General features: G+C 53.2%; 19 protein-coding genes and 1 pseudogene. 8 read left to right on the forward strand and 12 right to left on the reverse strand.

What is annotated here, in order from left to right; all coding sequences use genetic code 11:
* Nucleotides 1–140: 140 nt before the first annotated feature.
* Entirely contained in the window at nucleotides 141–290 is a 150-nt protein-coding gene (locus RW092_RS09275) for a hypothetical protein (protein ID WP_316010053.1), read from the reverse strand.
* Nucleotides 291–349: 59 nt separating this feature from the next.
* Here RW092_RS09275 and RW092_RS09280 point away from each other — a divergent pair, with 59 nt between their 5' ends.
* Both RW092_RS09280 and RW092_RS09285 read left to right on the forward strand, forming a co-directional pair.
* Nucleotides 350–979: a TetR/AcrR family transcriptional regulator gene (locus RW092_RS09280; protein ID WP_316010054.1), complete on the forward strand. Its 630-nt coding sequence runs from the start codon at nucleotides 350–352 to the stop codon at nucleotides 977–979.
* Nucleotides 980–1274: 295 nt separating this feature from the next.
* On the forward strand, nucleotides 1275–1919 hold the full coding sequence (locus RW092_RS09285; RefSeq protein ID WP_316010055.1) for a peroxiredoxin-like family protein: 645 nt from the start codon (nucleotides 1275–1277) through the stop codon (nucleotides 1917–1919).
* Here RW092_RS09285 and RW092_RS09290 read toward each other — a convergent pair whose 3' ends face one another.
* Both RW092_RS09290 and RW092_RS09295 read right to left on the reverse strand, forming a co-directional pair.
* The gene (locus RW092_RS09290) at nucleotides 1920–3812 is read right to left on the reverse strand and encodes a heavy metal translocating P-type ATPase (protein WP_316010056.1); all 1893 of its coding nucleotides are present in this window, start codon (nucleotides 3810–3812) and stop codon (nucleotides 1920–1922) included.
* The gene (locus RW092_RS09295) at nucleotides 3796–4035 is read right to left on the reverse strand and encodes a heavy-metal-associated domain-containing protein (protein WP_028538456.1); all 240 of its coding nucleotides are present in this window, start codon (nucleotides 4033–4035) and stop codon (nucleotides 3796–3798) included. The genes RW092_RS09290 and RW092_RS09295 overlap by 17 nt, the downstream gene beginning before the upstream one ends.
* Before the next feature lie 1373 nt (nucleotides 4036–5408).
* On the opposite strand from RW092_RS09295, the gene RW092_RS09300 reads away from it, so the two are divergent.
* The 3 genes from RW092_RS09300 to RW092_RS09310 all read left to right on the forward strand — a co-directional run bounded on the left by RW092_RS09300 (nucleotide 5409) and on the right by RW092_RS09310 (nucleotide 12081).
* Nucleotides 5409–6662, forward strand: a complete 1254-nt coding sequence (locus RW092_RS09300; RefSeq protein WP_028538455.1) for a saccharopine dehydrogenase family protein — start codon at nucleotides 5409–5411, stop codon at nucleotides 6660–6662.
* Between the two features lies 1 nt (nucleotide 6663).
* Nucleotides 6664–7791 (forward strand): carboxynorspermidine decarboxylase, encoded by a 1128-nt coding sequence (nspC, locus tag RW092_RS09305; protein ID WP_016314464.1) that lies wholly within the window; start codon nucleotides 6664–6666, stop codon nucleotides 7789–7791.
* Between the two features lie 303 nt (nucleotides 7792–8094).
* Nucleotides 8095–12081 carry a carbohydrate-binding protein gene (locus RW092_RS09310; protein ID WP_316010057.1) on the forward strand — a complete coding sequence of 1329 codons (3987 nt, stop codon included), beginning with the start codon at nucleotides 8095–8097 and terminating at the stop codon, nucleotides 12079–12081.
* A 114-nt stretch (nucleotides 12082–12195) separates the two neighbouring features.
* On the opposite strand, the gene RW092_RS09315 is transcribed toward RW092_RS09310, so the two are convergent.
* The 6 genes from RW092_RS09315 to RW092_RS09340 form a co-directional block, all read right to left on the reverse strand.
* Nucleotides 12196–12867 (reverse strand): GNAT family N-acetyltransferase, encoded by a 672-nt coding sequence (locus RW092_RS09315; protein ID WP_016314466.1) that lies wholly within the window; start codon nucleotides 12865–12867, stop codon nucleotides 12196–12198.
* Between the two features lie 16 nt (nucleotides 12868–12883).
* Nucleotides 12884–13564, reverse strand: coding sequence for a GNAT family N-acetyltransferase (locus RW092_RS09320; RefSeq protein WP_316010081.1), 681 nt, complete (start codon nucleotides 13562–13564; stop codon nucleotides 12884–12886).
* Between the two features lie 37 nt (nucleotides 13565–13601).
* Complete coding sequence (locus RW092_RS09325; protein ID WP_028538441.1) at nucleotides 13602–14459, reverse strand: carbon-nitrogen hydrolase family protein; 858 nt, start codon at nucleotides 14457–14459, stop codon at nucleotides 13602–13604.
* 95 nt (nucleotides 14460–14554) lie between these two features.
* Nucleotides 14555–15241 (reverse strand): DNA/RNA nuclease SfsA, encoded by a 687-nt coding sequence (gene sfsA / locus RW092_RS09330; RefSeq protein WP_316010058.1) that lies wholly within the window; start codon nucleotides 15239–15241, stop codon nucleotides 14555–14557.
* A 22-nt stretch (nucleotides 15242–15263) separates the two neighbouring features.
* On the reverse strand, nucleotides 15264–16865 hold the full coding sequence (locus RW092_RS09335; RefSeq protein ID WP_316010059.1) for a gamma-glutamyltransferase family protein: 1602 nt from the start codon (nucleotides 16863–16865) through the stop codon (nucleotides 15264–15266).
* Between the two features lie 180 nt (nucleotides 16866–17045).
* Complete coding sequence (locus RW092_RS09340; RefSeq protein ID WP_316010060.1) at nucleotides 17046–18104, reverse strand: S-layer homology domain-containing protein; 1059 nt, start codon at nucleotides 18102–18104, stop codon at nucleotides 17046–17048.
* 40 nt (nucleotides 18105–18144) lie between these two features.
* Between RW092_RS09340 and RW092_RS09345 the strand changes: the two are divergent.
* A pseudogene (locus tag RW092_RS09345) lies at nucleotides 18145–18381 on the forward strand (TetR-like C-terminal domain-containing protein); the annotation flags it as partial.
* Nucleotides 18382–18566: 185 nt separating this feature from the next.
* Complete coding sequence (locus RW092_RS09350) at nucleotides 18567–19856, forward strand: NCS2 family permease (RefSeq protein ID WP_036626175.1); 1290 nt, start codon at nucleotides 18567–18569, stop codon at nucleotides 19854–19856.
* 80 nt (nucleotides 19857–19936) lie between these two features.
* Here the strand turns inward: RW092_RS09350 and RW092_RS09355 are convergent, their stop codons facing one another.
* The gene (locus RW092_RS09355) at nucleotides 19937–20779 is read right to left on the reverse strand and encodes an alpha/beta fold hydrolase (protein ID WP_016314473.1); all 843 of its coding nucleotides are present in this window, start codon (nucleotides 20777–20779) and stop codon (nucleotides 19937–19939) included.
* Nucleotides 20780–20957: 178 nt separating this feature from the next.
* On the opposite strand from RW092_RS09355, the gene RW092_RS09360 reads away from it, so the two are divergent.
* Nucleotides 20958–21407, forward strand: a complete 450-nt coding sequence (locus RW092_RS09360) for a MarR family winged helix-turn-helix transcriptional regulator (protein WP_016314474.1) — start codon at nucleotides 20958–20960, stop codon at nucleotides 21405–21407.
* 4 nt (nucleotides 21408–21411) lie between these two features.
* Here the strand turns inward: RW092_RS09360 and RW092_RS09365 are convergent, their stop codons facing one another.
* Together RW092_RS09365 and RW092_RS09370 are read right to left on the reverse strand one after the other, a co-directional pair.
* Nucleotides 21412–21903, reverse strand: a complete 492-nt coding sequence (locus RW092_RS09365) for a MerR family DNA-binding transcriptional regulator (protein ID WP_316010061.1) — start codon at nucleotides 21901–21903, stop codon at nucleotides 21412–21414.
* Nucleotides 21904–22245: 342 nt separating this feature from the next.
* Complete coding sequence (locus tag RW092_RS09370) at nucleotides 22246–23754, reverse strand: malate:quinone oxidoreductase (protein WP_316010062.1); 1509 nt, start codon at nucleotides 23752–23754, stop codon at nucleotides 22246–22248.
* Nucleotides 23755–23832: the final 78 nt, after the last annotated feature.

Consider the following 23832-nt stretch of genomic DNA (forward strand, 5'->3'; position numbering starts at 1 on the left):
TGGTAGACTGCATAGTATCAGCTCTCCTTTGCTATGTAGCTCTGAAATGGTTGGGTTTAATCACTATCCATTTTAACCTACGAGATGTAGCAATTTGGAGGGCTGTCTTTTGTTTACGTTCATCTTAGCTAGCTGAAAACTCAAAAAAAGCACCAGGCTGCCAATAAGACAACCTGGTGCTTCGGCCGGAGCGTCGCCTCCCAGTCCGGCAAGCTGGCCCAAGCGTCCAGCGGGACGCGGGCCACGAAGTCGTAGCCCTGCCCCTGGCCGCGCGGGTGTACAATGACCACTCCCATTTCGGGGACAATCATTTCTGGATGGTTAACTCCATTCTTGTTATACTAAGACTATGAAAACCACGACAACTACAACCCAATCGGAACCAAAGCTTACGAAGAAGGGGAGAGAAACGCGCAGCCGCATCATTGCGGCCGCCGCTAAACTGATGTTCGAACGCGGAGTCGCGGGAACGAGCGTAGAGGATGTGCAGAAGGAGGCCAAGGTCAGCTCCTCGCAGCTTTATCACTACTTCAAGGAGAAGCGAGACCTGGTGCTCGCCGTCATCCTGTACCAGAGCGAGCAGGTGATAGGTTCACAAGAACCGTTGCTTAGCCACCTGGACAGTATGGAGGCGCTGCAGACCTGGCGCGACGCCGTCATCCAATCGCAGGTTGAACGGCAGTATCAGGGCGGCTGCCCCATTGGTTCATTGGCCAGCGAACTGGCCGATATGGAACCCGCAGCCCGCGCTGCGCTGGCTACCTGCTTCCTGCAGTGGGAGCAGTCGATTAGCCACGGGCTTCGTGCGATGCGGGATCGCGGAGAAATGCGCGCCGACGCCGATCCGGACCAACTGGCATTAGCGCTGCTGACGGCGCTGCAAGGCGGCCTGCTCATGACGCAGGTTCGCAAAGATATCAAAGCCCTGGAGGCCGTGCTCGACGCGATGCTGGAGCATATCCGCACCCATTTAGTTTAGACACACCCGAAATAGAAACAGAATAAGGGCACTTTAGAAGGAGGGAAATCCGTAATTTTTATCACCCCGTAACCGGCGGAAAGCGCTGGGTTGCGGGGTTTTTGCGTTTTCAGAATTGGAGGGATGCCAAAGTCCGAAAAAAATGGAGTTGACAATCCAAAAAATTTAAAATACAATGAGTTCATTCATAAATGGAGTGTTTACTCCAAAAAAGAGCGGAACTCCCATCAACCCTTCGCCAATCGCACGCTATAAATATGGGCCTCCGTAATCAACGAAAATGAGGTGTATAGAGATGACGTTCAAACAAGAATTGGAACAAATGAGACAAGAGTATGTCGCAAATTCCCCAGCGGATGTGTATAACGAAATCAACCGCTTGATTACTGAACAGCAGCAAGCAGGCCAGGCATTTGGCCTGGAGGTGGGCCAGAAAGCGAAGGATTTCACCTTGAATAACACGCTGGGGCAACCCGTGAATCTTTATGACGAATTGGCCAAGGGTCCGGTGGTGCTGACCTTCTATCGTGGCGGCTGGTGCCCGTTCTGCAATATGCAGCTGCGTTCGTACCAGAAGGTACTGCCTCAAATTGAGGCGATCGGCGGCCAATTGATCGCTGTCAGCCCGCAAAGCCCAGACAACACATTGACGCAAAAAGAGAAGGAAGAGCTCGAATTTCAGGTGCTGAGCGATACGAACGGATTAGTCGCCGCAGCTTACAACATTCTGTACGACGTACCGGATTATATTAAGGACATTTTCCTGAACAAATTCAACTTGGATCTGGCAGAATACAATGCCACCAATCGCTGGATTCTGCCGATTACGTCCACGTTTATGATCGACGAGTCGGGTATCGTCCGCTCCGCCTATGTGGAACCGGATTACATGAAACGTCCTGATCCAGAGGATATCCTGGAGCGGTTGAGACATCTGTAATTATCGTCTTAGATCCGCGATCCGAAGCATGTCCCGGTCGATACTGGAACCCCACCCGCGCCGTGTCAGGCGAAGGGCATTCAAAATCACCAAAATCACGCTGAACTCATGAATAAACATCCCCGAGGCTAAATAAATCCGCCTCGTTAATACCCCCGCCAGCAGCAGAACCACGACCGCGATGGCAAAGAATACGTTTTGCTTCATATTGCGAACCGTGCGCTTCGCCAGCTGGCGGGCATATACGAGCTTATCCAGCCGGTCCGCCATAATGACCGCATCCGCAGTTTCTATCGCAATGTCCGTCCCCGTGCCTCCCATGGCCAGCCCAATGTCCGCGGCGGCGATCGCCGGCGCGTCGTTGATGCCGTCGCCAAGCATAGCCACACGGTAGCCCTGCCGCTTCCACTCCTGAATCAACGCCATCTTATCTGCTGGAAGCAGCCCGGCGTGCACCTGATCCAACCCCAGCTGATCCGCAACCTTACTAGCCACATGTCGATTGTCGCCAGTCAGCATCACCACCCGCTTCACGCCTTGCCGCTTGAGCCCTTGGATCACTTCCTTCGCTTCGGCACGAATCGGGTCTGCGATGGCGATAACGCCAATCAACATGCGGTTAACCGCGGCAAATACCACCGTACACCCGCGCTTCTCTTGACGTTCTGCCTCGTCCCATACCTCCTTGCTTATGGACACGCCTTGCTGCTCCAACCACTCCCGCTTCCCGACCCGAACCGTCTGTCCACGAACCTCACCGTAAATCCCGCTTCCTTTGTGTACTTCCACCTGCTTCGGTCGATCCGCCGGCTCTACCTTCCGAGCCTTCGCCGCATTTACAATCGCTTGTCCAAGCGGATGCTCCGAGGCCGCTTCCACTGCAGCCGTCAGCTCCAACAGCTCGCGTTCCTGCATGCCGCCGTAGGTGTGTACCGCAACCACGGAAGGGTTCCCCTCCGTTAATGTCCCGGTCTTATCGAACGCAACTACCTCCGCCCGGGCCAGATTCTCCAGCACCTCCCCGCCTTTGATCAGCAAGCCGTTTGCGGCGCCGTTTCCCAATCCGGCAACCATTGAGACCGGTGCGGAAATCACCAAAGCCCCCGGGCAAGCGATCACCAGAAACGTCAGCGCGAGCTCGGGATTCCGAGAGACGAGGAACACCAGTACCGCCAACAGCAGCATCCCCGGCGTATAGTAGGAAGCGAACTTGTCCAAAAACCTTTGCGTCTTCGCCTTAGATTCCTGGGCTTCTTCCACCAGCTCAATAATTTTGGCAAAGGTTGTGTCCTCCCCAACCTGCTCGGCAATGACTTCCAGGTAGCCCGTATCCACGGTCGTTCCGCTGAACACTCGGTCACGGACCTGCTTGCCGACGGGTACCGGTTCGCCGGTAATCGCCGCTTCGTTAACTAGGGCTTGGCCGGAAGCGACCTGGCCGTCGACCGCGATCTTGCTGCCGGACGGCAGAAGCACCCGATCCCCGCGCACCACTTCGGACGCGAGCACTTTGACCTGAACGCCGTCCCGCAGGGCGAGGGCTTCCGCCGGGGCCAGATCGATCAAGGCTTTCAAGGCGGAGCGCGTCTTGCCCAACGTGATCACCTCAAGGTATGCCCCGAGCCGGAATAAGAAGGCCACCGCGGCAGCCTCAACGTATTCGCCGAGGATAACCGCCCCGATCATCGCGATCGTCACCAATAGCTCGATGCTGAAGACGCGCATGCGGAGCGATCGAAAGGCTCGGACAGCGATCGACCAACCGGATAGGGCCGAGGCCAGCAGCAGTGCGGCGCTTCGGGCCACCTCCCATCCCAGGAGGTAGAACACCCCCGCCAGGGCCAGTATCAGCCCCGACGCCAGCAGCGCCGCCGCTTTACGAGGCTTGGCCATCGCCATGCCCTCCCCCCGCCAGCACCGGATACCCCAGCTTCCCCAGCATGCTCTGCAGCGGCTCCTCCTGCACCAGATTCTCATCGAACCGGACCTTCACTTGGCTAGAGTGGAATAACACTTTAACTTCCTGTACCCCCGGCTGTTTCAACAGCGCGCTTTCGATTTTCTTGATGCAGCTTGGGCAGGTTAACTCTTCTACGTTCCATTTAACGGTGATCATTGGACATATCCCCTTTCGGTTATCGATGGCTTCATCGTAACTCGGGTTCCAGGGGCTTTCCTTGATTCACGTCAATTTAAAGATATCCTAGAGTTAAGAAGCTCTGGGCCAGCCGCGGTGGAGCGGCGGATCGTTCAGGGTGCCGTGCTGGCCCTCGCGATAACGTAATCAGGATGCTGCCACTTGCAACGGTTATCTTCGCGATACCGCTCACGCACGATTGATCCAGGATAACGCCTTTTGCGACGGTTTGAACGTAATGCCAGCCTTTGCGACAGATTGAACGTGATACCAGCTCTTGCGGAGGATTGAACGCGATCAGCTCTTGCGGTGGATTGAACGCGATACCACTTCCTGCGACAGATTGATCGCCGAATGCTGCCTCTTTGCGACCTATTGATCGTAGTACCACCCCTCGTAAGTCTAACGCTTATGACAAACGCTATTGCCGCCAAAATGGCTGATTTCCAAATCTAACGCTTGCCACACACTCTATTTACTCCATTTTCCGCATTTCACCGCGCTTTTTCCGCAAATAAGCACGCTGACAAGCGTTAGAACGCCAGCCCCCCTGTTTTTCGCCAAATAAGACGCCTGGTAAGCGTTAGCGACACTTGGAGCAACACTTGGCACTATGAGCAATACTTGGCACTATGAGCAACACTTGGCACTATGAGCAACACTTGGCACTGGGAGCAACACTCGAAGCGACACTCAACGGAATTCGAAGCGACACTCGGAACAAATCTCGGAACGACACTCAAAGCAAAACTCCAATCGAGACTCCAATCGAAACTGCGAAACGAAACTCAAACCGTAAACAAGTCCCTCGCTTACCAAAAAAATATTTTAAATTTACTATTGCCCTCCGAATCAGTTCCTGCTAATATTAAGGAGCATGATTTTTGGAAAGGTTGTATTCAATATATCGCGAGTCTTTCCAAGCAGATAATTTTTTGACCACTTTCTTCGGAAAGTTAAGGCCATACGGACAGCCGGGTCAAATGCCGATTGGCAACTTAGTTGCCTTATTGATTGAGTTAAAAGCTCAAATTTTATAAGTTGGTTACTTTACAACCAGTGCATAATGCACATCAACTTGTGAAACGGTCAATAAGAGTGGTAAAGGCGAATTATTTGCTAAATAGACTCTGATCAAACATGATATATTGAATATTAAGAATTCCGGAGCGTGCGTTCGTGCGAAGTCATTTCGTGCGGCGATGAAGACGGGCGTTCGTCCGTTGTGATGGAGCATTTCTTAATATTGACTATATCAGAAGCAAGTGATGCGCAGGTTATGCGTTCAATCACTTGCTTTTTTTACGTTTCACAGCACTTGTCAAATTTTAAAGAAGGTAGGAGATGGACAAATGGGAAAAGCATTAATCATCGGCTGCGGCGGCGTGGCTTCCGTAGCGATCCACAAATGCGTGCAAAACAGCGAGGTATTTGAAGAAATCTGCATCGCCAGCCGCACCAAGTCGAAATGCGATGCGCTGAAAGCGAAGCTGGACGGCGGCAAAACCAAAATCACGACAGCTCAAGTGGACGCCAACAATGTCGACGAGCTGATCGCATTGATCAACGAAGTGAAACCAGACATCGTGATGAACCTGGCTCTGCCGTATCAAGATTTGACGATCATGGAAGCCTGCTTGGCAACCAAAACGCACTACCTGGATACCGCGAACTATGAGCCGGAAGATACGGCGAAATTCGAATACAAATGGCAATGGGAATACCGCGAGCGCTTTGAGAAAGCCGGCATTACTGCACTGCTGGGCAGCGGCTTTGACCCTGGCGTAACGGGTGTATTCTCCGCCTATGCACTAAAACATCATTTTGACGAAATCGAGTACATCGACATCCTCGACTGCAACGCTGGTGACCACGGCTATCCGTTTGCGACGAACTTCAACCCGGAGATCAACATCCGTGAAGTGTCTGCGAAGGGCAGCTACTGGGAGAACGGCCAATGGGTCGAAACCGAGCCGATGGAAATCAAACGCGTCTACAACTTCCCGGAAATCGGGGAGAAAGATATGTACCTGCTGCACCATGAGGAAATCGAATCCCTGGCCTTGAACATTCCAGGCATCAAGCGGATCCGCTTCTTCATGACATTCGGTCAAAGCTACCTGACCCACCTGAAATGCCTCGAAAACGTCGGCATGACTTCCATCGAGCCGATTGAATTCGAAGGCAAGCAAATCGTGCCGCTGCAGTTCCTGAAAGCCGTCCTGCCGGATCCATCTTCGCTCGGACCGCGCACGAAGGGTAAAACGAACATCGGCTGCATTTTCAAAGGGAAAAAAGACGGCAAAGAAAAAATGTACTACCTGTACAATGTCTGCGACCACGAAGAATGCTACAAAGAAGTTGGCTCTCAAGCCGTAGCTTACACGACGGGTGTTCCGGCCATGATCGGTGCGATGATGATCCTCAACGGCACTTGGAACAAACCGGGCGTCTACAACATCGAAGAGTTCGATCCAGATCCATTCATGGATGCGCTGAACAAGTGGGGCCTGCCTTGGAAAGAAAGCTTCAATCCGGTACCGGTGGATGCCTATCCGGAAGAGGAAGTGGCCGAAGAGCGTAAAGAAACGGAGTACGTTAGATAATATGCGCTTCGAGGAACTGCCAACACCTTGTTACGTGGTCGATGAGAAACTTTTGGAGCAAAACCTGAAGATCCTGGCCGGAATTATGGAGCGGACGGGGGCCAAAATTATTTTGGCGCAAAAAGCATTTTCGATGTACACGACCTACCCGCTAATCGGCAAATATTTGAGCGGCACGGCGGCCAGCGGCTTGTATGAAGCGCGGCTTGGCCACGAGGCAATGGGCAAGGAGAATCACGTCTTTGCCCCGGCCTACCGAGAGGATCAAATCGACGAAATCATCGAGCTGTGCGATCATGTGATCTTCAACTCGTTCTCCCAAGTGGAGAAATATCGCGATCGGGTGCTGGCGGCTGGCAAAAAAGTCGGTCTGCGCATCAATCCGGAATGTTCAACCCAAGTGGGCCACGATATCTATAACCCTTGCGCATATGGCTCGCGGTTTGGCGTAACGATTGAGAATTTCCGTCCGGAGCTGTTGGATGGCATTTCTGGCTTTCATTTTCATACCTTGTGCCAGCAGAATTCGGACGACTTGGCCACGACGCTGGACGCGGTGGAAGAGAAGTTTGGTCCATGGCTGTCGCAAATGGAATGGATCAATTTCGGCGGCGGCCATCACATCACGCGCGAGGATTACGATATTCCGCTGCTGGAAGCGTGCATTCGGCGGATGCAGGACAAATACGGCTTAGAAGTATATCTGGAACCAGGTGAAGCGGTGGCGCTGAACGCCGGTTACCTGATCACGACGGTGCTGGATACGATGAAAAATGGCCTGGATATCGCCATCGTGGACGCCTCGGCTTCCTGCCATATGCCGGACGTGCTGGAGATGCCGTACCGTCCGCCGCTGTTTGGCTCGGGCGAACCTGGCGAGAAGCCGTATACGTATCGGCTGGGCGGACCAACCTGCCTGTCCGGGGATAATATCGGCGACTACTCATTTGATGAGCCGCTGAAGCCGGGCGACCGTCTGGTGTTCGGCGATATGGCCATCTATTCGATGGTGAAGAACACCACCTTCAACGGCATGCCGTTGCCGGCGCTCGTCCTGCAGCATAAGGACGGCGATTGCGAAATTTTACATCAGTTTGGTTATGAAGATTTCAAAATGCGGTTGGCGTAAAGCACCTCAATCGCTTAAGCGGGACTACCCGGTCAGTGAACTGACGGGTGGTCTCTTTTTTTGTCCAAAACCATAATCCTGCACACCATTTCCATAGAATTACACCTTTATTTGGAAAGGATTCCTCATTTACGATGGAAGTGCGGGACTTATACCGATCCTTGGGAAGAGGGGGGAATACGCCTTTTTGTGATATCGCTTACATTGGTATATTAAACAGAATTAGTTAACCATGCAGCGAGGCTCACCACGACAACTCTGCCAGATGTAAGAAAGAGAAAAATCTTCAAATCTGAAAGGAGAATGAATGACGTGAACAGCCAAAGACGCATTATCGCATGGATATGTATCGTCGCGATGTTCGCCACAACCTTCTTTACTTCAATGGGGTGGTCCGCACCGGTTCAGGCGGCAGGAGGGGCGAATCTGGCTGCAGGCAAGCCAACGACGGAATCCGGGCATGCCGATGTTTACCATGCCTCCAACGTTACGGATGGCAATGCCAGTACGTATTGGGAAAGCACTAATCACGCTTTACCCGGGTGGGTGCAGATCGATCTCGGCAATACAGTAGAAATTGATCAAGTCGTCTTGAAGCTGCCTTCCCATTGGGAAAGCCGGACGCAGACGTTATCCGTACAAGGCAGCACCAACGGGGCGAGCTTCACCGATCTGAAAGCCTCCGCCAGCTACACGTTTAACCCGGCTTCGGAAAATATGGTGACGATCAACTTTGCAGCCGCCAGCGTTCGTTACGTGCGGATTCACATTACCGCCAATACCGTCTGGCCGGCAGGCCAACTCTCCGAAGTGGAGGTCTACGGCGCTTCGCCAGCAGCACCTTCCGTGATTCCAGGTAAGATTGAGGCGGAACATTACTCTGCGATGAACGGCATTCAGACGGAACCCACCACGGATACGGGCGGCGGGCTGAACGTCGGCTGGATTCATGTCGGGGATTGGATGGACTATAATGTCAACGTCGTTAGTTCGGGCACCTATACCGTCGAATACCGGGTTGCCAGCAATGCAAGTACAGGCGAAATCCAGTTGAAATCCGGCGCAACCACGCTGGCTACAACGACCGTACCCAACACCGGGGGATGGCAAAACTGGCAGACCGTAACGGCCACCGTAACGCTCAATGCCGGAACGCAAACCCTTCGCGTCTATGCCAGCGGATATGATTTTAATATCAACTGGATCCAATTTACGCAGGGAAGCTCCGCTGATACGCAGCCGCCAACGGCGCCGAGCAACCTGGCCTTCACCCAGCCAACCTCTGGCACAATCAAGCTGACCTGGAACGCCGCCACGGATAACGTAGGCGTAACCGGGTACGACATTTACGCCAACGGTCAGCTTCGCGGCAGTGTCAGCGGAACCACGCTGACTTACACCGACTCGCAGCCAGCAAGTACTACCGTCTCCTACTATGTCGTCGCCAAGGATGCAGCCGGCAACGTTTCGCCGCCAAGCAATACTGTGACGCGAAACGGAACCGGCGGAGAGGCCGGAACCAACCTCGCCATCGGCAAGACGATTACCGCATCCTCCTCGACGTATATTTATGTGGCCGACAATGCCAACGATAACGATGTCTCGACCTATTGGGAGGGCAACGGTCATCCGAGCACACTCACCGTGGACCTGGGGGCCAATGCCAACATCACGTCGATTGTCCTGAAACTGAACCCTTCCAGCGAATGGGCAACACGAACGCAAACGATTCAAGTGCTGGGGCATGACCAAAATTCCACCACCTTTACGAACCTGGTCTCCGCCGCTTCCTATACCTTTAATCCGGCAACCCAGAACACCGTCACCATTCCGGTCAGCGCCACCGTGAGCCAAGTGCAGCTGCGGTTTACCGCCAATTCCGGAGCCCCCGGCGGGCAGGTCGCGGAGTTCCAGATCTTTGGCACACCGGCACCCAATCCGGATCTGACCATATCCAACCTGTCCTGGTCGCCGACGACACCGGATGAGTCCCAATCCGTTACGCTGACGGCTGCGGTTCGCAATGCAGGAACTGTTGCATCCGGCGCTACGAATGTGAACTTCTACCTTGGCAGCACTCTGGTAGGTACAGCTCCCGTAGGTGCGCTTGCCCCCGGAGCTACGACGAACGTCTCCGCAACAATGGGCGCCAAAGACGCCGGTTCGTACGTCGTGATTGCCAAGGTGGATGAGAACAACGCGGTCCTTGAAACCAATGAAGCCAACAACACCTACACCCATCCCACGCCGCTGACAATTCACCAGGTACAAAGCTCTGATCTGATCGCGACGCCAGCCTGGACGCCTTCGAATCCGAGCGCAGGTACGACTGTCACCTTTACCGTGAACCTGAAAAACCAAGGCACCATCGCATCCGCCGGCGGCGCGCACCCCATCACCTTAGAACTGAAGAACGGCTCGGGAACAACCGTACGCACGCTAAACGGTTCGTATAGCGGTACGCTGGCTCCGGGAGCATCCGTCAATGTGACGATGGGAACATGGACTGCAGTGGACGGCAGCTACACGGTAACAACAACGGTAGCAGACGATGCTAACGAGGTCGCTGTGAAGCGGGATAACAACAGCAGCACCGTCAGCTTATATTCCGGTCGCGGCGCGAACATGCCGTTTACTGTGTTGGAGGCCGAAGCTCCTTCGAACAGCACCAATGGAACGCGGCTGGCGCCAAACTTTACGCCGGGTGATTTTGCCGGTGAAGCCTCTGGACGTTCAGCCGTTTATCTGGATGCTACCGGCGAATACGTGGAATTTACGCTGACTCAGCCGGCCAATGCGTTCGTGCTCCGCAGCGCCGTAGCCGAAAATACCACCGGTACGATCAGCATCTATGCGAACGGTGTGGATCAAGGCAATTTTACCGTGTCCTCCAAATTCGCTTACGTGTATGCCACACCTTCCACGCTTGGAGAGTTAGGGTACAATAACTCCGGCTCCAAGGCTTACTGGCTGTACGAAGACTCCCAGCTCTTGCTGGACCAAGTCTATCCGGCTGGAACGAAGATTCGAATCCAGAAGGATGCGGGGGACGTTCCTTGGATTTACGTGGATATGATCGAGACGGAGAACGTAGCGCCGCCAGCCTCCAATCCGGATCCTAGCAAATATGTTGAAGTGTCGAGTACGAAATCGATTGAGCAGGCGCTGAACGAGTTCCGTCAGGATCCGTCCAAGCAAGGGATTTTCATTCCGGCTGGAGAGTGGACGATCTCATCGAAGATTTTCCTGTATGGTCGGGCAACGGAAATCATTGGCGCCGGTCCTTGGCATACCAAGCTGATTGCACCGCAAAACCAAACGAACACCGACGTTGGATTTAACATCAGCTCCACCGCTAACGGATCCACCATCAAGGACTTGTCCGCCTGGGGGAACTATGTCTACCGTCAGGACGGCCCCGGCAAATTCATTGACGGGAACGGCATGCAGAACGTGACGATTGAGAACATTTGGGCGGAGCATTTCGTGTGCCTGTACTGGGGCGTGAACTCTTCCTACAATACCTTCAAGAATAATCGGATCAAAAATATGTTCGCCGACGGCATCAACATGACCAACGGCTCTTCCTACAACGTGATTGACAACAACTATGCCCGCGGTACGGGGGACGACGCCTTCGCCTTGTTTAGTGCGATTGACGCCGGCGGCTCGTACAATGTGGGGAACAAGTACACAAACCTCACCGCCGTCAACGTACGCCGGGCTGCCGCCTTCGCCGTCTACGGCGGTCAGAACAACCTGTTTCAGAACCTGTACGGCGCAGATACGCTCACGTATCCTGGCGTGACCATCAGCAGCTTAAGCTTCGGCTATAATACGCTGGGCTTCGGAGATCAGGATACGGTGATCGACGGTGTTACGCTGGATCGCACTGGCGGTGATTTCTGGACCAGTGTCGGGGCGGACGACAAAATTAACGATTATCAAAACTTCGGGGCAATCTGGTTCTTCGGCGGTGACCGGGACTTCAAGAACATCCTGGTGAAAAATGTGGACATTAATAACCCGGTATACTTCGGCTTGATGTTCCAATCCAAATCGCCGGAGAATCTGCCCATGCAGAACGTACGGCTGGAGAACATCACGATTAACAACCCAACCCGCTACGGCATTAAGCTGGTCGTGAGAGCCGAACAAGGTCAAGGACCTGTGGTTGGCGAAGCTCGTTTCACCAATGTTACGGTCAACAATCCGGGAATCACGGCCATCTATGGCGAGAATCAAACGCCGAATTTCAATGTGATCCGGGTTTCGGGAAATAACTGGTGATTCCATAAAGGCACACAAAAGGCGGTACCTGTCCAATGACGGGTACCGCCTCTGTTGCTGAAGCAACGGGATAACAATGAAAGTGTGGATCAGAAGATGGATTCCCTTCCTGAATTAAATCGGCAGCAGCTTCATGCGATCCTTCGCTTTCAGGCCTTCCACCATGTCGTACCACGCTTGCGGCTTGTTCGGCAACACCGTGTAATACCGCTCCAGGAATTGCACGATCAAAGCCGTTTCCAGGCTGTCCTCGTTGCCGTCCATCGGCAGGAAGCAGAGGTCGAGCCCGCTGACCGCTTCTCCGTCATTGTTCCAGGACGGATGCACGTACGGGAAGTCCAGGCGCATATATCCGAGATGGGACAAGACTTCGCGGCGTACATAAGGATCCATCGGCTTCACGCCGCCGAATTCGTGATGCTCCACCCGGTAAGGATCGTAGATTTCCGCGAACATACCGCGCAGCTTCTTGCCGTTCGCTTCGGCTAATGCGTGTAAATCGCGCAACCGATGATCTGCCAGGAACCGCCCGATACCCAGCCCAGCTTGGCCGATAATCGTGAAGTCGGTCATCGCCACGTTGAAGTCCTCATAATAGCGATACTCCGTCGCCCCAACGACCTGACCTTCGTGCACCGCCACAAAGACGCGAATGCCGGGGTCTTCCAGCGGCTCTTTCCATAAATCGAATTCCAGCACTTCTTCTGGCGGGAACACGTTTTGCATCAGCTGATGCATCGATTTGAATAAAGGATCCTGAATATTCGTAATTCGGATGTATTCCATAAAGGTACATTGCCTCCTATTTAAAATTGCGCTGGAGAAACGGGTTTCTCCATTCCATCAATGCGGCGTAATTCCGTGACTCCTCATCTTCCAGATAATCACGCACGACCGTGACCGGCGTACGGCCGCAACGCAGCAGGAAGGTGATCACCGGATCCTTCAGCTCACCGCTCACAACGGCATTGAGATACTGCTCCGCCGTCATTTCCTCTGCATACTTGTGATAGCCCGGCATTCTGCCGCCGCCCAGCAATCGCTCAAGGCCTTGCTGCACCACCAACTCGTACATGGACAGCATTAACCACTTGCCTAGGCCCCATTTCCGATAAGCCGGACGAACACTGATATCTACAACGTACAGAGTATTTCCATCAGGCCGGTGGTTGCGGATGTACCCTTCATCGGTGATATCCGCCCAGGCGTGCTCCGGCTTGCCGGGGTCAAAATCGACCTTGAGCCCGGTCATCGAGCCTACCAGCTCCCCGTTGACTTCCACGCATAACGCGCCTTCAGGAAACAACCGCACATGGTTGCGGAGCTGCTCCTCGTTCCACCATAATTCCGAAGGAAAAGGAGGCGGGAAGCTCTCCTGCTGAATGCGGATCAACCCCGGAAAATCCTTCTCTTCGTAGTTCCGAATGACCGCCGGCACCGGCCGGCCATGATCATTAAACACGTACCATTCTTTCCGATACATCATGTCTCTCCTCCATGGACAACCTGTGTGGCTTGGTTTAGTTCCAATCGGTGTACAGATCGGTCCGACGATCTCGCCAAGTGGTCACCGAGCCTTTCTCCCGAACCTGATAAAGCAGCTCCAAATCGAGATCGGCGGTTACGATCATATCGTCGTTGATCTCGCCTTCCACCAGAATGCCGCGCGGTGGGAACGGAACGTCGTTTGGCGTGATGACTGCCGCCTGCCCGAAGTTGCCCCGCATGAAGTCCACCGTCGGCAGCGAGCCGACCGTCCCTGTAGTGACGATGTATACCTGGTTCTCAACTGCTCGCGCATGGCAGCAGTAGCGTACCCGGTGGAAGCCGTGGCGATCGTCCGTACAGGATGGACAGAAGATTACGTCCGCCCCCTTCGCCTTCGCCATCCGGACGATCTCCGGAAACTCGATGTCATAGCAAGTCAACATGGCGATTTTACCCTTGTCGGTTTCGAACACTTCCAGACCGTCGCCCGGCGTCATGTTCCATTCCGTCACCTCGGTCGGCGTAATGTGCAGCTTGGCTTGCTCCGCAATTCGCCCATCGGGATAGAACAGATGCGCGACGTTGTACAGCCGGTCGCCTTTGCGCAGCACATGCGTCCCGCCGATGATATGCATGCCGGTCTGACGAGCCAATCCGCTAAACAGCGTACGATATTGCTCTGTAAAATCCGGCAGCTCCTGGATGGTCAATGCTCTACCCTCCGGTGTTCCAATCGACATCAGCTGCGTAGTGAAAAACTCAGGGAACAGCACGAAATCCGCGCTGAACTCCTCCGCGGTTTTGATATAGTGTTCGGCCTGCCGGGCGAACTCGTCAAAGCTGCCAATCGTATGCAAATGATATTGGACAGCGGATACTCTTAATTTCATGGGACTCCCCTCTCTTGTCTTACTCCATCTTCGTAAATTTCATCATAAAGTCAGCCAGAATGCAATTCCGCACCCTACTGCGAACTATTCTGATCTCATAGACGAACCGGGAGACCGCCTCCCAACACGATCTCTCGTTCTGTCACCACGGATTCATAAGCCAAAATCTTCACCCCTTGCCGGGAAGCCTCCTCCAAGGCGTCCGCAAAGGCCGGATCCATGTCCCGGTAAGGCATAAACTCGCGGCATCCCTGCATTTGGATCACGAACAGAACTGTCCCCGTGTACCCTTCTTGAAGGGCCTGAGCCAACTCCAAGACATGTTTGGTTCCCCGCGTCGTTGGGGCATCCGGGAACATGGCGATCCCATCCTGCTGGAGCGTCACGCCTTTGACCTCGATGAACCCTCGTTCCTCGCCTTTTTCATAGTAGAGATCAAACCGAGAATCCCCATAGGTGACTTCCCGCTTCACGCGGCTGACCGTTCCGATCTCCGCGATCCACCCCGCCTTCAGCGCCTCGAACGCCACCGGATTTGGCGCTTGCGAATCAACGTTCACCCAGGCTCCATCCTTGGCCGCTGCAATCAAGGAATATTTCGTCTTCCGCTCAGGCCGGTCTGACACCTCCAGCAGCACCTCGGTATCCGTTCGCAGAAGCTCTTTCAGCCGACCGGTATTTTTCACATGCACCTGTTCTAAAACGCCGTCCACCATCACCTCAGCGATAAACCGGTTCACCCGACGCTGAAGCCGTCCGTGGACGATGTTCCCATACTTCATCCTTCTTCACTTCCCTTAAGCGTTACCAAGCCGCGATCATGCCGTCCGTTCGGGATTCCGTCCCGCCAGCCAACACGCCGGTTTGCGGATCCCGCCAAATGATTTGGCCGCGTCCGAAGGCTCCTCCGTCCGGCATCACTTCGATATCATGCCCTTTTTGCCGTAGCGCCTCGATGAGTTCACCTGGAAACTCCGGTTCCACCTGTACCTTCTTGCCGCCAACCCACTGCCACCGCGGAACATCCAGGGCCGCTTGAGGATTCAACCGGTAATCCACCGTATTCATGATTACCTGCATATGGCCTTGGGGCTGCATATATCCGCCCATGACGCCAAACGGGCCCACCGCCTCTCCATCCTTGGTCAGAAACCCGGGGATGATCGTGTGATACGTTCGTTTCCCCGGCTTCACGAAGTTCGGATGCCGTTCATCCAGCGAAAAGTCGGCCCCGCGGTTTTGCAGGCTGATTCCCGTTCCCGGGATCACGACACCTGAGCCAAAGCCCATATAGTTGCTTTGTATATAGGAGACCATATTGCCTTCTTCGTCAGCCGCAGCTAAATAGACGGTCCCGCCCCGCGGCAGATCGATGGGCTTCGGATCCAGCGCGATGTCACAGATCTCTTGAGCTCGTAACGAGGCGTATTCCCGGGACAACAGATATTCGGCAGAGACCGGCATATCCGCTGGCTCCGTGATCGAGGCCTGGCCATCCGTAAACGCGAGCTTCAGCGCCTCAATCTGACGGTGCACGGTCTCCGCGTTAAGCCACTCGGGCTGCTCCAGCTGCTCGTAGATGTTTAAGGCCAACAGCGCAACCATCCCCTGCCCGTTGGGCGGAATCTCCCAAACATCATATCCCCGGTAATTCGCCGAAATCGGCTCAACCCACTCCGGCCGGTAGGCAGACAAATCAGCTTTTCTTAAAAAGCCGCCATGCTCCAACATCAAGTCCTCGATCCGCTGGGCCAGCTCCCCTTCGTAAAAATCCCGCGCTCCGCTGGCCGCAATCCGGCGCAAGCTCTCCGCATGACCCTTCGAGCTCCACACTTCCCCGATCTCGGGAGCCCGGCCTTGCGGAGCAAAGGTGTCGAACCAGGCTTCGAACTCGGGTCCCTCCTGTTTACGGTAAGACTGATAAGCCCGAGCCCAATATTTTCCTAAGATCGGTGTCAGAGGATACCCCTCCTCGGCATATCGAATCGCGGGCTTCAAGCTCTCCGTCAGCGGACGTCTGCCGAACCTTTCGGCCAGCTCCGCCCAAGCCGCTGGGACTCCGGGGACCGTAATCGGCACCAGCCCCAGCTTCGGCATTTGCTTGTGCCCCCGCTGTTTCACGGCCTCCGCCGTCAGTAAAGCCGGTGCCGGCCCGGACGCGTTCAGACCGTGGAGCTTCCCCTTCGTCCAGACAAGGGCAAACGCATCCCCGCCGATTCCGTTGGAGGTCGGCTCAACGACTGTCAGCGCTGCCGCGGCCGCAATCGCCGCATCAATGGCGTTCCCCCCTTGCTGCAGAATCTCAAGCCCGGCCTGTGCTGCCAGCGGCTGGGACGTCGCCACCATTCCTTTTTTTGCAAAAACGGTATAACGCTTGGATGCAAACGGGTGATGCAGATAATCCATTGACCTCACTCCTTTGCTTAGGGTTCATGAAGAAGCGTCTAGGTGCAATGCAGCTTATCTCATGCTGGTATAATAACATAGACCTTTTCGCAGGAGTAGAATGGCACAAAAAAGACCCCCATAGCCTAAACACGTTGCTCAAAGCGTCTAGTCTATGGGGATCAGTCTATCTAGAGTCCATCAATCGATCATGCCAAGAATTTGTAGCATTCTCACAAACACGGTGGCAGCCTGGGCACGTGTCGTTTCACCCTTCGGACTAAAAGTATCCTCGCTTGTGCCGGTCATGATGTCCAGCTTAACCATCAGACGAACGTCCTCCAAGAAGGCCACGTTCACATTCGCCATATCCTTGTATTCGTTCAGAGTCATATGTTCCTTGGTTATCGGCAGCTGCTCAAGGGAAATCACTGCAGCTAACATGCTCGCCATCTCCTCACGCGTAAGCGGCTGATCCGGTTTGAATTGAGTCCCGCTCACAAAGTCCAGCAGTCCAAGCTCCTTGGCTTTAACGACTTCGTTGAAATACCATACACCTTGTTTGAGATCGTCATAGGGAGCTGGATCACCAGTAGAAATGTCGCGTCCAAGCGCCCGGACCAACATGGCGGTAAACTCCGCCCTTGTTACGGATCTGTTAGGGTCGTACAGTCCCCCGCCCACTCCTTCAACAAGCCCTTTAGCTGCAGCAAGTTGGATATACGGTTTACCCCAATGATTTTTCACATCGGTGAAGCTGACTGGATTTTGCGCTGCAATAAATACGCCGTTGAAATAAGAATGAATCGACGCATTCCACACATCGTCAGCTTTTACCGCTCGAGCGGGGACAAAATCAAATTTCTCCGTCGTTTCGTTATAGCGGAACACCCCCCATTGCTCCGACATGCCAGTGATGTTCTTCGGTATCGGAATTATCCGGGGAAGCGCCTTGCTGAACGAATCTGCCGTACCGACAACTTCTCTCGTCTTGGTGTTGATGATATCCGTGCGCAAATCTACGATCGCGCCCAGGACTTGGCCTTCTGGCACACCGCTTGCAAACGCAGCCAGGATGTCCTTGTCGTCAGATTTGTCGGTCAAGGTGACCTTGAAGCTGATATCCTGTGGTTTTAGATGGTTCGCGGCAAGCAAGTCCGTCAACCCCGGAATCAGCGATGCCAAATCAACCGGCACCTGGTAGCTGGCGTAAGGGGGTTTGATGTCGATGATAAAAGCAGCGGCACGTTCTACGCTCACTATCAGGACAAATACGACCTGATGGAAAAGTGCGGACGTCCTGATCAATGAAGATGAATGCCTCGTTCCGCCCAAGTATTTTGCTACATATGTAGGATGGACGCACATCGGCGTAATTCAACAATGGCTGGAGAACGGCGGGCAAGAGTCGCCCGAGGAAATGGCGCGCATCCTGACAACGATTCTGGTGCACGGTCCATTGTATGCGGCAGGCTTGAAGAAACTTGCCGCGTCTGAACATCCGTTGCCGAATCTTCCAATAGGGAGCACAAACTAACTCTTGATATAAAAAAGTTCCGTGTAGTTTTGCACTACTTGTTCTCATTCTATGCCAAGGAACAACTTGTAAAGGGCATTCCACTACAAACCGTGGTATAATAGCCTCTGGCATAAACGGTTGGAATGCATATTCCTCGTTTGATGCGGGTGGGAGAGGGATATTTTGAAAGTGTGATTTTTATCATGAAAGGAGTTTTTAAGCTTAAGCAACACCAAACGAACGTGAGAAGAGAGCTCATCGCTGGATTGACCTCGTTCTTCTCGATCGTGTACATCATCGCCGTCAACGCCAACATCCTGAAGGATGCAGGAATTCCGCTGGAGGCCGGGATATTGGCCACCGTGCTGTCTTCACTTGTCGGCTGTTTGTTAGTCGCGTTCGTAGCGAACGCACCGTTAATTCTCGTCCCCGGCATGGGGATCAACGCTTTATTTACCTATACCATAGTAGGTTCGATGGGACTCAGCTACCAAGAAGCTTTGGGCGCAACAGTGCTTGCGGGCATCCTGTTCGTCGTGGTGGCTTTTACCGGTTTGTCCTCCCTGATCTCCAAAGCCATTCCGGCTTCCCTGAAGGAATCGATTTCCGTGGGAATCGGGCTGTTCATTGCCTTCATCGGCTTGCAGAAGAGCGGCATTGTCACCGGTAACCCCAGTCACTTTGTGGCGCTCGGGGACTTGTCCGCACCGCTGGTTCTCGCTTCGATCATCAACCTGATCCTAACGCTGTTCCTGTTCTTGAAGAAGGTTCCGGGGAATTTTCTGATCAGCATTATTTTAGGAACGTTGGTGGCTTGGTTGTTCGGCATCGTTGACCTGGGATCGTTCGCATCCGCATCGCTGTCGTTTCAAAGCTATCGTGACGTCTGGATGAGCGCGGACCTCCGCCATATGGCCAGCATTCCGTTCCTGACGGCGTGCTTCTCACTGGTGCTGGTACTGGTCTTCGAAAATATCGGGCTGGTTCACTCGCAAGTGGATGGCATGCTGAATGCTCCGGAGAAGAATGGGAAATCGCTCAAGGCCGTATCGATCTCCGCAGTGGCTTGCGGTCTCTTGGGCACGAGCCCAACGGTTTCGACGGTCGAGACAGCTGCTGGTATTACCGCAGGCGGAAGAACCGGGTTGACCTCAGTGACGACCGGGTTGTTGTTCCTGGGCGCTCTGTTCTTTATGCCCTTGATCAAAATGATCCCGGACGCTGCCATCGCTCCGATCTTGATCATCATCGGCGGGTTGATGCTGACGAATATCACGAAGATCGATTTCAGCGATTTTTCCGAGGCGTTTCCTGCGTTTCTTGTGATTCTGATGATCCCTTTAACGTATAGCATTGTTGACGGAATTGCTTTTGGCTTTATCGCTTATCCGCTGCTGAAGATGTTCTCGAAGAAGCGGGAACAGTTGTCGATCTCCATGTTCGTCATCTCGTTCCTGTTCCTGGTGAACTTCTTGCTGCAGTCGGTTCTATAAATCAATTTTGCATAAAAAAGTCGATCAGGATATCCTCCTGACCGACTTTTTCTATTTATTGGGATGGCCTTATCGGCTCATTAATCATGGTCTCGCAAAAATTTCACCAATGCCGCGTTAAACTCATCGGCATGCGTTACATTAAATCCATGCGGGCCGCCTTTGATCACTACAAGCTCGCTGCCAGGAATCATTTCATGCGCTCTTTGACCGCTGACTTCGAGCGGTACGATCGCATCCGAATCCCCGTGCAGGATCAGCGTTGGGATGTTAAACTTGGCCAGATCGCCGCGGAAGTCCGTGCGGGAGAACGCCCCGATACAATCCAGCGTCCCTTTCGGAGAAGCAAATGCCGCAATATCGCGGTTATACAAACGGAATGGTTCGCTGACCAGATCGGTACGGTCGCCGGCTGCGAAGAAGTTCGTCGTGAACGTATCCAGGAAAGCCAGCCGGTCTGCCTTCACACCATCCTCGAACGCTTTGATGGTTGCATCGTCGAGTCCTCCTTCTGGGTGATCTGCAGATTTGTACAGATACGGCGGAACCGCACCCGCGAGAACTGCTCTTTTCACTCGATCTGTCCCATAAGTACCAATATATCGGGCCACTTCCCCGCCGCCCATCGAGAAACCAACCAAAGTCACATCACGTAAGCCCAGATGTGTAATCAGCTGATGCAGATCGGCAGCGAACGTATCATAATCGTATCCGTTCCAAGGCTGCGACGACTGACCAAACCCGCGGCGATCATACGTAATGACCCGGTAGCCGGCATTCACCAACGCAGGTACTTGTTTCTCCCAAGATCTGCCGCTCAGCGGCCATCCATGAATTAAAATCACCGGTTTCCCGGAACCTACATCTTCATAATGAAGCTCTACCGGATGTCCATTCTCTTGCCCTACTGTTACTTTTGCCATTTGAAATCCCTCCAAATATATTTTTTAAGATTATATTGTGCACAATGTTTATGTTCACATCATACTCCCGTTGTTTTATATTGTCAACAATTAAATTGCAAAAAATATATATTCTTTTTGAATCATCTGCTATGATGAAGGTAAACCTTATAAATAAAGCCAACCGAGGTGCATCATCTTGAAAACGAATGAGCAAAATTTAAAATTGGGGGAACACCTTTGTTTTTCGCTATACGCCTGCTCCCGGGCCATCCTGCGGATGTACCGCCCCTATTTGGATGAACTGGAGTTGACCTACCCGCAGTACCTGGTCTTGGTCACCTTATGGGAGAGGGAGAAGAGCACCATTAAAGAGCTCGGAGAGGCCCTTGATCTGGACACCGGCACCTTAACACCTTTACTCAAGCGGATGGAAGCTGCCGGACTCATTGAGCGACAACGCGATTCCATCGACGAGCGCGTGGTGAATGTGTTGATCACACCGAAGGGGAAGGCGCTGCAAGAGAAAGCATCCTGCGTTCCGCAATCGCTGATTGACGCCACGGACATGGATCTTAAAGAGATTAACCAGTTGAATGAAAGCATCAACCTGCTGCTGCAACAAGTGAATGCTGCAGCGAAGAAATAAAAGGTCAAGTCAGAGATAGAATACGGATATACGCCATGAGCTCAGCGATTCCTTGATATTGGATCCTGAGCTTTTCATTTAGCTTCTCAAGTGCCACCTGAAAGGAACGATCGAGTTTAGGCAACCGGAACATTTCCACATCCTGCAATAGCTTCCGCAGATTCTCGATATAATATACTGTTTTGCGTAAACTACTGATCACCAGAATCTTGCGTAGTTCAGTCACCGAATAGATTCGATACCCACTGACCGGGTGCCGGGTCGAGGTGATCAGCCGCTGCTTCTCATCCTCAACTTGGGCCAGTTGATGATTAATCAACCATAGGGCTTCCGTGACGCGACCAGCTTTAATTTTCCGCATCACTTCATAGACGGTGGGAATGTCATAACCCGCACATACCTCCGGAATCAACCCTTGTTCTTCATATCTTCTCAAGGTCGTTGTGCTAATATTCAACCGCTCGGCAATTCGTGCAGGTGTATATGTATCTGTCATAAAACGACCTCCTTGCTTAAAGTAAAACCTTCAAGTGGTCACCGCCAAAACTCACGAACAAGCGCTGCAATCGTCCCCGTCCTCGTCTGCTCAGAATTCACATCAGGACGCCGTCAGCCCAGAAGAATACGAATCGCTGGGGCTTTACGCAAAAATGAACCCACCTTGCGGCAATTCGGCTGGGATGTGGTGCTTTTCCACCATTATCCCTTTGGATCCGTGTACTTTCTTCTCACTCTATGACCTGATGCAACGGGATAATCCTCAAGAGTAAGCGCGAAAATAAAGAGCTAACCGCAGATTAACCACGGATTAGCTCTTTATCATTTCACCTATTGGATATTAAGACACTGAAGCTTCTTGTTGAGATCCCGATAACCCGAGGGCCTGCGCCGTTGATTGCTGAAGCGTTCGAAACAGCTCGGGATTCTCCGACAGCGACAAGCCGTACGAAGGAATCATCTCTTTGATCTTCGGCTTCCAAGCTTCGAGGTGCTGCGGGAAGCATTTCTCAATAACCTCCAGCATGACGTGCACCGCAGTTGAAGCCCCTGGGGAAGCGCCAAGCAGAGCGGCAATCGAGCCATCCGCAGCGCTGACCACCTCGGTGCCAAATTGCAGTGTCCCTTTTCCACCCTCAACCGTATCCTTGATGACCTGTACCCGCTGACCCGCGACGATTAGGTCCCAATCCTCGCTCTTGGCTCCGGGGACAAAGTCCCGCAGCTCCTCCATCCGTTGTTCCTTCGACAACATGAGCTGCCCAATCAAATATCTCGTTAATGCCATCTCCTTGACCCCGGCTGCCAGCATCGTCAGAAGATTATGCGGCTTCACAGAGGTAATCAGATCAAACATGGAGCCTGTCTTGAGGAACTTCGGCGAAAAACCGGCAAACGGTCCAAACAACAGCGATTTCTTATTGTCGATGAACCGGGTGTCCAAATGGGGAACGGACATCGGTGGAGCTCCCACCGAAGCCTTGCCGTACACTTTGGCATGATGCTGTTCCACCACTTCCGGATTGTTGCACACCATAAACAGACCGCTGACCGGGAAGCCCCCAATCCGCTTGCCTTCCGGAATGCCGGATTTTTGCAGCAAATGCAAGCTCCCGCCGCCGGCACCAATGAAGACGAACTTGGCGGTATGACGCTCGGTAGCACCGCTGTTCAAGTCTATAACCATCAATTCCCACAACCCGTCCGTCGTCCGCTTCAGCTTCTTCACGCTATGCTTGTAACGGATGTCCACGCCCTTCTCCTTCAAGTGGTTCAACAGCATGCGGGTTAAGGCGCCAAAATTCACGTCCGTACCCGAATCGATCTTCGTCGCCGCAATGGGCTCTTCCATCTTCCGATCCTTCATCATCAGAGGAACCCATTCCCTAAGTTTCCCTGGATCCTGAGTGAACTCCATCCCTTGGAACAGCGGATGGGCAGACATCGCTTCATAACGTTTGCTCAGAAATTTAACGTTCTGCTCCCCGCGCACATAGCTCATATGGGGAAGCGGCATGATGAAATCCTGCGGATTGTGGATCAGTTGACGCTGAACCAGATAAGCCCAGAACTGTCTCGATACCTGGAACTGCTCATTTACCTTAATGGCTTTGCTAATATCAATGGTTCCGTCAGGTCGCTCGGTGGTATAATTCAATTCGCACAGGGCCGCATGACCGGTTCCCGCATTATTCCACTCGTTCGAGCTTTCCTCCCCTGCCCGCGCAAGTTGTTCAAACACCTTGATGTTCCAGTCCGGCGCCAATTCCTTCAGCAGGGTCCCCAACGTCGCACTCATAATTCCGGCACCAATCAAAATAACATCTGTACTTGTTTGTCCGTGATTCATGTTTACCGTCCCTTATGACCTTATTTTGCTGAAAGGATGTAAGCGCTGTCGATTTATCCTCGTTGCAAACTTTGAGAC

It is taken from the genome of Paenibacillus sp. 3LSP (assembly GCF_032465655.1).
GTDB classification, from domain to species: Bacteria; Bacillota; Bacilli; order Paenibacillales; family Paenibacillaceae; genus Fontibacillus; species Fontibacillus barengoltzii.

What these genes read in the sequence shown, in the direction of transcription:
- RW092_RS09335 (WP_316010059.1), bottom strand. Translation starts at nt 16,865, where the DNA reads ATGGATTATCTGCATCACCCGTTTGCATCCAAGCGTTATACCGTTTTT.
- sfsA (WP_316010058.1), bottom strand. Translation starts at nt 15,241, where the DNA reads ATGAAGTATGGGAACATCGTCCACGGACGGCTTCAGCGTCGGGTGAAC.
- RW092_RS09355 (WP_016314473.1), bottom strand. Translation starts at nt 20,779, where the DNA reads ATGGCAAAAGTAACAGTAGGGCAAGAGAATGGACATCCGGTAGAGCTT.
- RW092_RS09325 (WP_028538441.1), bottom strand. Translation starts at nt 14,459, where the DNA reads ATGAAATTAAGAGTATCCGCTGTCCAATATCATTTGCATACGATTGGC.
- RW092_RS09285 (WP_316010055.1), top strand. Translation starts at nt 1,275, where the DNA reads ATGACGTTCAAACAAGAATTGGAACAAATGAGACAAGAGTATGTCGCA.
- RW092_RS09370 (WP_316010062.1), bottom strand. Translation starts at nt 23,754, where the DNA reads ATGAATCACGGACAAACAAGTACAGATGTTATTTTGATTGGTGCCGGA.
- nspC (WP_016314464.1), top strand. Translation starts at nt 6,664, where the DNA reads ATGCGCTTCGAGGAACTGCCAACACCTTGTTACGTGGTCGATGAGAAA.
- RW092_RS09295 (WP_028538456.1), bottom strand. Translation starts at nt 4,035, where the DNA reads ATGATCACCGTTAAATGGAACGTAGAAGAGTTAACCTGCCCAAGCTGC.
- RW092_RS09310 (WP_316010057.1), top strand. Translation starts at nt 8,095, where the DNA reads ATGAATGACGTGAACAGCCAAAGACGCATTATCGCATGGATATGTATC.
- RW092_RS09315 (WP_016314466.1), bottom strand. Translation starts at nt 12,867, where the DNA reads ATGGAATACATCCGAATTACGAATATTCAGGATCCTTTATTCAAATCG.
- RW092_RS09280 (WP_316010054.1), top strand. Translation starts at nt 350, where the DNA reads ATGAAAACCACGACAACTACAACCCAATCGGAACCAAAGCTTACGAAG.
- RW092_RS09290 (WP_316010056.1), bottom strand. Translation starts at nt 3,812, where the DNA reads ATGGCCAAGCCTCGTAAAGCGGCGGCGCTGCTGGCGTCGGGGCTGATA.
- RW092_RS09350 (WP_036626175.1), top strand. Translation starts at nt 18,567, where the DNA reads ATGAAAGGAGTTTTTAAGCTTAAGCAACACCAAACGAACGTGAGAAGA.
- RW092_RS09365 (WP_316010061.1), bottom strand. Translation starts at nt 21,903, where the DNA reads ATGACAGATACATATACACCTGCACGAATTGCCGAGCGGTTGAATATT.
- RW092_RS09320 (WP_316010081.1), bottom strand. Translation starts at nt 13,564, where the DNA reads ATGTATCGGAAAGAATGGTACGTGTTTAATGATCATGGCCGGCCGGTG.
- RW092_RS09300 (WP_028538455.1), top strand. Translation starts at nt 5,409, where the DNA reads ATGGGAAAAGCATTAATCATCGGCTGCGGCGGCGTGGCTTCCGTAGCG.